The 8,480-nt window shown below is 58.9% G+C and carries 7 protein-coding genes; all 7 read left to right on the top strand.

Going from position 1 to position 8,480, the window contains the following annotated elements:
* The first annotated feature begins 569 nt into the window (after nucleotides 1–569).
* On the top strand, nucleotides 570–1,508 hold the full coding sequence (locus B5D32_RS13885) for a LacI family DNA-binding transcriptional regulator (RefSeq protein WP_078785569.1): 939 nt from the start codon (nucleotides 570–572) through the stop codon (nucleotides 1,506–1,508).
* Between the two features lie 397 nt (nucleotides 1,509–1,905).
* On the top strand, nucleotides 1,906–2,910 hold the full coding sequence (gene yiaK, locus B5D32_RS13880; protein ID WP_078785568.1) for a 3-dehydro-L-gulonate 2-dehydrogenase: 1,005 nt from the start codon (nucleotides 1,906–1,908) through the stop codon (nucleotides 2,908–2,910).
* 1 nt (nucleotide 2,911) lies between these two features.
* Nucleotides 2,912–3,571 (top strand): HAD family hydrolase, encoded by a 660-nt coding sequence (locus tag B5D32_RS13875; RefSeq protein ID WP_078785567.1) that lies wholly within the window; start codon nucleotides 2,912–2,914, stop codon nucleotides 3,569–3,571.
* An 11-nt stretch (nucleotides 3,572–3,582) separates the two neighbouring features.
* The gene (locus B5D32_RS13870; RefSeq protein WP_078785566.1) at nucleotides 3,583–4,935 is read left to right on the top strand and encodes a citrate transporter; all 1,353 of its coding nucleotides are present in this window, start codon (nucleotides 3,583–3,585) and stop codon (nucleotides 4,933–4,935) included.
* A 14-nt stretch (nucleotides 4,936–4,949) separates the two neighbouring features.
* On the top strand, nucleotides 4,950–7,076 hold the full coding sequence (locus B5D32_RS13865; RefSeq protein ID WP_078785565.1) for a hydantoinase/oxoprolinase family protein: 2,127 nt from the start codon (nucleotides 4,950–4,952) through the stop codon (nucleotides 7,074–7,076).
* 19 nt (nucleotides 7,077–7,095) lie between these two features.
* Nucleotides 7,096–7,794 (top strand): hypothetical protein, encoded by a 699-nt coding sequence (locus tag B5D32_RS13860; RefSeq protein WP_078785564.1) that lies wholly within the window; start codon nucleotides 7,096–7,098, stop codon nucleotides 7,792–7,794.
* Nucleotides 7,795–7,797: 3 nt separating this feature from the next.
* Nucleotides 7,798–8,256 carry a NanQ anomerase/TabA/YiaL family protein gene (locus B5D32_RS13855; RefSeq protein WP_078785563.1) on the top strand — a complete coding sequence of 153 codons (459 nt, stop codon included), beginning with the start codon at nucleotides 7,798–7,800 and terminating at the stop codon, nucleotides 8,254–8,256.
* Nucleotides 8,257–8,480: the final 224 nt, after the last annotated feature.

The raw sequence follows: 8,480 nt of genomic DNA, 5'->3' as shown, positions 1-8,480 counted from the left end.
CTGACGGTGATGACGATGTTTTTGATATACCCCTTTACCCTATCCCACTAACACCGTCACCATCGTCACCACCGTCACGCTTATAGTGAAATGACGCTTGCAGTTTACTACTGCTCGAAACAAAAACAATGATACTACGATAAACACAAAATCGGAATGACGCAGATGACGCTAATGACGCTGAATCTGGGATATGGTATAGGGATATCCTCAAAACAGCGTCACAAGCGTCATCTGCGTCACTATCGTCACACAAGAGCAGCGAGGGGGTCTGGGGTACACCCCAGAAATGTGCATGTGGATGACCACATGCTATGCTAGCAAAACATGTCTGCCCCAAAACGGTAGCAATCAAACCGGACAGCCATATAAATTTGTATAAATTTCAGAGTGAATCCGTTTAGATTCATCCAAAAATCCTGACTCGAAAAAGTGAATCCGTTCTGATTCACTTTCCCAAAAGAGTTACGCAGACACCTTGACAACCGCATTGCACTGCGGTATGCTGTAAGAAAAGTGTAAGTGCTTACAACGCCGCAGCTGCGGCAAAGGCGGACAGCGAGGAAGTCATGAACATCTACGATATTGCCAAGGAGGCGGGCGTTTCCATTGCCACGGTTTCCCGCGTGCTGAACAACAAAGGCACGGTCAGCGCGGCGACCCGTGCGCGGGTGGAGGCTATCTTAAAGCAGAACAACTACACCCCCAGCGCCATTGCACGCGGTATGGTGAGCAAATCTATGCGTACCGTCGCGGTTTTGACGGTGGACATCCGCGTACCGCACTACGCCCGCACCGCCTATACCATTGAGCGGGAGTTCAGCCGCCGTGGGTATGAGGTCATCCTTTGCAACACAGGCGGTGACCGGGCAGAAACGCTGCGCTACCTGCAGGCCGTCAACCAGAAGCAGGTGGACGGCATCGTGCTGGTCGGCTCGGTGTTTGACACGATCTGCCAGGGGGCGGAGATGGAAAAGTTGCTTTCCGGCGTGCCGGTGGTGCTGGCAAACGGAAAGCTCGACCTGCCCAACGCCTACTCGGTCACGGTAGACGATAAATACGGCGTCTCGCTGGCGGTGGAGCATCTCGTTGCGCGCGGACGCAAGAATATCTACTACATCAAGGACCGCGACACGGACAGTGCCAAGTCCAAGCGCGACGGCTTTTTGGAAGCCATGCGCCGCAATGGGCTGGAATTTGCCGACCATGTGCTGGAAGCAGGCGAGACGCTGGCATCCGGCATCGTCTGCGGCGAAGACCTGACGGCAGCCGGAGCACTGAAAGCCCTGCTGCGCGCGGGGCTGCGTGTGCCGGAGCAGGTCGCCGTCGTGGGGTTCAACAATTCCGACTATGCGCACCTGTGTGAACCGGTGCTGACCTCCATCGACAACAAGCCGGAGCAGGTCGCACTGCTTTGCGTACAGCTTTTGGAAAGCAGCATCGAGCGCAGCGAAGCGTATTCCTCTGTCGTATTGCAGCCGGAGCTGGCGCAGGGGGAGACGAGCTGAGGGCAGTGACAGGCGAGAGGGCAATATAGGCAGCGCAGCCCCTCATCCGCCCCTGCGGGGCACCTTCCCTCCAAATGGAAGGCGTTACCGTTGTAGGGGGCGGCGTCCCCGACGACCCGCAGCACGTCACGGCAGCTATAACCATAGAAAGATAACTTCTCGACAGGTCACTTTGGACAAAAGTGGCCTGTTTTGTTTTACATAATGTAAGCGGTTACAGTGAAATTGTATAAAACTTAACAGGTGAATTTGTAGCATTCTCCAAATTGTAACCGCTTACATAAAATCTATTGACAAACTCATAAGCAAAGAATATAATCCAATTAAAGTAAGCGCTTACACAACCAATGCAGGCGCACAGATTTGACAAACGCACGAAAACAAAGGAGAATGTAAAATGAAACGTGTACCTTATGAAGAAATGGTCGCCCAGTTTGCCCGCGTACTGGAAAAGAAAGGCTTTACCGCCTCTGACGCGCAGGATGCCGCCATCATCTTTGCCCAGAACAGCTTGGCGGGTGTGTTCAGCCACGGTCTGAACCGCTTCCCCCGCGTGGTCAGCTATCTGGAAAAGGGCGAGATCGACCCCGCCGCCCGCGCCACCTGCGTGTCCAGTATGGGCAGCATCGAGCGCTGGGACGGCCACCGCGGCTTCGGCCCGCTGAACGCCAAGCGTGCTATGGACCGTGCCTGCGAGCTTGCCAAGCAGAACGGCGTCGGCGTTGTGGCGCTGGGCAACAACAACCACTGGATGCGCGGCGGCACCTACGGCTGGCTGGCAGCTGACCACGGCTGCATCGGTATCTGCTGGTCGAACACGATGCCTAACATGCCCGCATGGGGCGGCAAGGACCGCAAAATCGGCAACAACCCGCTTATCATGGCAGTGCCTCGCTCCAACGGTGAGCACGCGATGATCGACTGCGCGGTCAGCCAGTTCAGCTACGGCAAAATCGAGGACTGCCGCCTGCGCGGTGTGCAGCTGCCCGTTCCCGGCGGCTACAACGAAAAGGGCGAGCTGACCACCGACCCCGCCGAGATCGAGAAAACCTGGCGCGTGCTGCCGATGGGCTACTGGAAGGGCAGCGGTCTGTCCATCGCCCTTGACCTGATCGCCACTGTTCTGACGAACGGCAACTCCGTGCATACCATCGGCACCTTCGGCGACGAGATCGGTCTGACCCAGATCATGATCGCCATCGACCCGGCCAAGTTCAACACCGTTGAGGAGACCGACGCCATTGTGGACGCCATTCTGGCGGACGTCAAGAGCAGCGAGCCTGTCACCGAGGGCGGCGAGGTCTACTACCCCGGCGAGCTGGAGCTGAAGAACATCAAGGAAAACAAGGAGCTGGGCGTTCCCGTTATTGAGGAAGTCTGGGAATCCGTGCTGAAGATGTAAGATGCTGCAGGGCGTTTTGTTTGACATGGACGGCCTGATGTTCGACACCGAGCGCGTTGGCCGTGACGGCTGGCACAAGGCCGCCGAAATCCTGCACATCGACCTGCCGGAGGGAATCATCGCCGCCATGCGCGGCACAGGCACAGACCGCTGCCGCGAAATTTTCAACGCGGCGATACCGGGCAGTCTGTATGACACGGCCCACGACCTGCGGCTGCGCTATGCGGACGAGGTCATCGCTGCAAACGGCGTGCCGGTGAAGCCGGGGCTGCGGGAACTGCTGCGCCGGCTGAAAGCATCGGACATCCCGGCAGTGCTGGCAACGTCCACCCGGCGCGAAAAGGCGCTGGCTTACTTGCAGCAAACGGATGTCGAGCGGTACTTCACGGCGGCAGTGTTCGGACCGGAGGTCGCGCGACCCAAGCCCGCGCCCGACATCTTTCTGGCGGCAGCGGCGGCTATCCACGCCGACCCCGCGCACTGCGTCGTGCTGGAGGACAGCCCAAACGGTCTGCAAGCGGCGAAAGCGGCAGGCTGCCCGGCCATTGTCGTGCCGGACCTGACCCCCGCCCCGGCAGAAAGCGAACATCTTTGGAACTACCGTGCAAAAGACCTGCGCGAGGTGCAGCAAATTTTGCTGAAGGAACGAGAAAAACTATAAGGAGCACAATCATGGAATATGTTATCGGCGCACTGCTGCTGGCTTCCTTCTTTGGGCTGGCAGTCTACGCGGTACGCGGCGGCAACCTGATGATCGGTATGCTCATCATCGGTACGCTCTGGACGGTACTGCCCCTGTTCGGCAACACGTTTGCCACCAACCCTGATTTTATTGCGGCTTATCCCGGCGTTACAGACATCAGCTTTGTGGACGCCATCACAAAGGTTTACCAATCCGGCCCCGAGGGCTGGGGCAGCGTGCTGGTCAACGTCGTGTTCGGCGCATGGTTTGGCCGCGTTTTGCTGGAAACCGGCATCGCAGATGCACTGATCCGCAAGACCGTTGAGCTGGGCGGCGATAAGCCCATCGTCATCAGCGTACTGCTCTCCATCGTAACCACGGCGATCTTCTCCACCCTGTTCGGCGCGGGTGCAGTCGTCGCCATCGGCGTCATCATCCTGCCCATCCTTATGAGCCTTGGCATCCCCAAGGTGCTGGCCGTCGGCTCCTTTATGATGAGCGTCGGCGCGGGCATGTACCTGAACCCGGTTCTGAGCGGTCAGTTCCTCGCCTTCTTCCTCGATGAGAACGGCAAGCAGCTTATCACCTATGACGACCCCGCCCGTCTGCGCTGGGCTGTCATCGGTATGCTGGTGCAGCTGGGCATGGTCATTGTTATGACCGCCGTTTCCCTGCGCAAGAAAAAGACTGTTCATGCGTGGGTAGCCTCCGCGGCCCGCCGCGCCCGCCCCGGCTATGTGCCGACCAAGGCACTGATCGCCCCCATCCTGCCGGTCCTGCTGCTGGTCATCTTCAAGGTGCCCATCATCCTCGGCTTCACCCTTGCCAGCCTGTACGCTATGCTGGTCTGCGGCAAGATGAAATCCTTCCGCGGCGTATGCCGTACCATCAACAAGGACTTCTACGACGGTGTTGTTGACACCGCCCCGCTGGTCGGCTTCCTGCTCATGATCCCCATCTTCAACAAGTCTGCCGAACTCTGCGTGCCCTACTTTAACGCACTGCTGGGCGGCATCATCCCGAACAGCACACTGGTCATCAGCATCTTCTTTGCGGTGCTGGCACCCCTTGGCTTGTTCCGCGGTCCGTTTACTCTGTTCGGCTGCGGCGCGGCTACGCTGGGCATTCTGAAAGGCATCGGCTTCTCGACGCCGTACCTGTACGCTTTGATGGTGATTCCCTCCATCACGATGAATGTCTCCATCTGCATGACCCAGAGCTGGATTGCATGGGGCGTCAGCTACGCCAAGGTTTCCACCCGTGAGCACCTGAGAAAGACCCTGCCCTACGCATGGATCACCTGCGCCGTCATGCAGGTCATCACCTTTGTCATGTTCGGCTGAGGAGGAATGGAAAAATGAGTGAAAGAAAAGTACGCATGGGCATCGACGTCGGCGGCACCCATACCAAGGCCGTCGCCATCGACAACGCGACCCACGAGATCATCGGCAAATCCTCGGTCAAGACCACCCACGACGACAAGGCCGGTGTTGCCACCGGCGTTGTGCAGGCGTTCAAAAACTGCCTGAAAGAAAACGACATCGACCCCAAGGATGTTATCTTTGTCGCCCACTCCACCACGCAGGCGACGAACGCCCTGATCGAGGGCGACGTCGCACAGGTCGGCGTCATCGGCATCGGCGGCAAAGGCCCCGGCGGCTGGATCGCCAAGGCGCAGACGAATCTGAAGGACATTGACCTCGGCTCCGGGCGTTCCATCCATCTGCATAACCGCTATCTTGTCGATGATACCCTGTCCGACGCATCGGTCAAGGCCGCCATTCAGGAGTTGACCGGCGAGGGCGCACAGGTCATCGTCGCCAGCGAGGTCTACGGCGTTGATGATATGGAGAATGAGACCGGCGTCTGCGGCATTGCCAAGCAGATGGGGCTGGAGGCTACCGCCGCCAGCGAAATTACCAAGCTGTACGGTCTGACCCGCCGCACCCGCACCGCCGCCATCAACGCTTCCATTCTGCCCAAGATGCTGAACACCGCCAATGAGACCGAGGAGAGCGTCCGCAGCGCGGGCGTAGAAGTTCCCCTGATGATCATGCGCGGCGACGGCGGCGTTATGGAAATCAGCGAGATGAAGAAGCGCCCTGTCCTGACGATGCTGTCCGGTCCCGCCGCCTCCGTTATGGGCAGCCTGATGTACCTGCGTGCGTCCAACGGCGTCTACTTTGAGGTTGGCGGCACGACGACGAACATCGGCGTCATCAAGGACGGCCGCCCCGCCATCGACTACTCCATCGTCGGCGGTCACCGCACCTACATCAGCAGTCTGGACGTCCGCGTTCTGGGCGTGGCGGGCGGCTCGATGGTGCGCGCTGACAAGAACGGCGTCAAGGATGTCGGTCCGCGCTCGGCGCACATTGCCGGCATGGACTACGCCGTCTTTACCCCAGAGGAAGAAATTGTTGACCCGAAGGTCATCTTCTTCTCCCCGAAGGAGGGCGACCCCGACGACTATGTCGCCATCGAGCTGGCAAGCGGCAAGCGCATCACCATCACCAACACCTGTGCCGCGAATGTGCTGGGGCTGATTTCCCCCGATAACTTCGCCTACGGCAATGCCAACGCTGCCCGCAAGGCTATGCAGCCGCTGGCGGACTACATGGGCAAGACTGTCGAGGAGGTCGCTACCCAGATCCTGACCCGCGCCTACGAGAAGATCGAGCCGGTCATCACCGAGCTGGCCGCGAAGTACCGCTTGGAAAAAGACCAGATCAGTCTGGTCGGTGTCGGCGGCGGTGCAGCTGCCCTGATCGGCTTCTGCTCTGACAAGATGGGGCTGCGCTATTCCATCCCCGAAAACGCCGAGGTCATTTCCTCCATCGGTGTTGCACTGGCGATGGTGCGCGACGTCGTTGAGCGCGTTGTGCCTAACCCCACGCCGGAGGACATCCGCTCCATCAAGGCGGAAGCCATCGACAAGGCCGTCGAGAGCGGCGCAACGCCGGACAGCGTCGATGTGCATATCGAAATCGACCCGCAGACCTCCAAGCTGACGGCCATCGCCCTCGGTTCCACCGAGGTCAAGACGACCGACCTGCTGAAGGAATGTACCCGCGAGGAGGCCGCCCAGCTGGCCGCCGACGACCTGAAGGCCACGACTGCCGAGGTCAAGCTGGAGGGCGCGACGAAGAACTTCTTTGTCTACGGTCTTGACCGCAAGAACAAGCACCCGCTGCGCATCCTGGACAAGAAGGGTTTCATCAAAGTCCAGCGCAACGATGGCAAGGCTGTGCTGTGCAAGGCAGGCAGCTACCGCAACATCGTCTCCCAGCTGTGGGAGGAGCTGGCCATCTACCAGCAGGATGCCATTCTGCGGCCTGACTATTACATCTGCGCCGGTGCCCGCGTGATGGACTTCTCCGGCTCGGTGGACCTCGACAAGATCATGATGCTGATGGAAGTCGAAATGCAGATGATCAACCCCGGCGACGATGTGATCATCGTCGGCGCGAAAAACAGCCTGTAATTAAAAAAGGAGAAACGCCATGACGGACTTTTTCAAGCGACTATTGAACCAGCCCGAGCCGCCCGCTGCACCCGATGTGCCGCCCGCGGAGATGGCGGCGTATCTCCGCAGTCTGGATGACCGGCAGTGGGGGCGGTACGCCTTCAGCCGTGAGCCGCTGGAGGGAAAATTCACCCCGCAGCAAAAGGATGCCTACACCGCCGCCGCCAATGCCTGCGGCGCGGAGTGGGCGGACAAGCTGGCCGCGGAACATGACACCCGCGACCCGCTGACGCTTTGCGGCGAACTGGGGCTGAAGCTGAAAACCCCGGCCACGCCCGCGGGCGGTGGGCAGGTGCTGTTCGCCCAGTTTGTGCAGCCGGATGAGATCACGATCTTCACTGACTGTCTTGACAAAGCTGAAACGCTGGGCGGCTTACTCCCCGCCCGCGCCAAGCTGCAAAGCATCATTCTTGCCCACGAGCTGTTCCACGCCGTTGAGGAAGCGAACCCTGATATTTATACCCGCACCGAGAAAATTGAGCTGTGGCGCAAACCGTTCTCCAACAAAAGCTGCATCGTCTGCCTGTCGGAGATCGCGGCGATGGCGTTCGCGAAGCAGCTGCTGGGGCTGGACTTCAACCCCTACGCGCTGGATGTGCTGCTGGTCTACCCCTATGACGCGCAGGCCGCTTGCGGACTGTATGCGGAAATCTGCGATCTGATGAAGGAGGAATGAGCCATGCTGACAACAAATTTGAAGCTGGCCGAGAAATACAACTACCTTGACCCGAAGTTCAAAAAGGCGTTCGAGTTTTTGCGCACGGCAGACTTGGCTGCCCTGCCGCTGGGCAACACGCCCATCGATGGCGACGAGGTCTTTGCCAATGTGCAGGCGTACACGACGCTGCCCGATGCGGACGCGCCGTTCGAGAGCCACGAGAAATATTTTGACTTGCAGTTCGTCGTCTCCGGCGAGGAACGCTTCGGCTATGCGCCGCGCGATCTCTGCAAGCCCGCCATGGCTTACAATGCTGACCGCGACCTTGTGTTCTATGAGGAACCCGCCGAGAGCGGCTGCATCATCCTGAAAGCGGGCAATTTTGCCATCGTCCCGCCGGAGGATGCCCACGCCCCCCGCCGCCAAACCGCCGCAGGCGCGTGCGCGGTAAAAAAAGTCGTGGTAAAGGTCAAAGTGTAAAAGGCAAAAACAATGCCGCTGTGGTTGCGTTGCGCAACTGCAGCGGCATTGTTTGTGGCTTGCGGGAAGCGGCGATGTATGGCAACGCAAACAACAACCGTTTGTTCCTTTTATTCCGAATATGCAACAGTTTCTCCGGTTTTAGTATCCCAAAAACTTGTAAAGAAATCGTCGGACATTTCAATCGCTTCAATGACCTGCTCCAACTTGATAGTCATTTTCTC

The organism is Gemmiger formicilis (genome assembly GCF_900167555.1).
GTDB classification, from domain to species: Bacteria; Bacillota; Clostridia; order Oscillospirales; family Ruminococcaceae; genus Gemmiger; species Gemmiger formicilis.
Note: the sequence above shows the minus strand (reverse complement) of the source record. Positions and strands in the feature narration are given on the sequence as shown.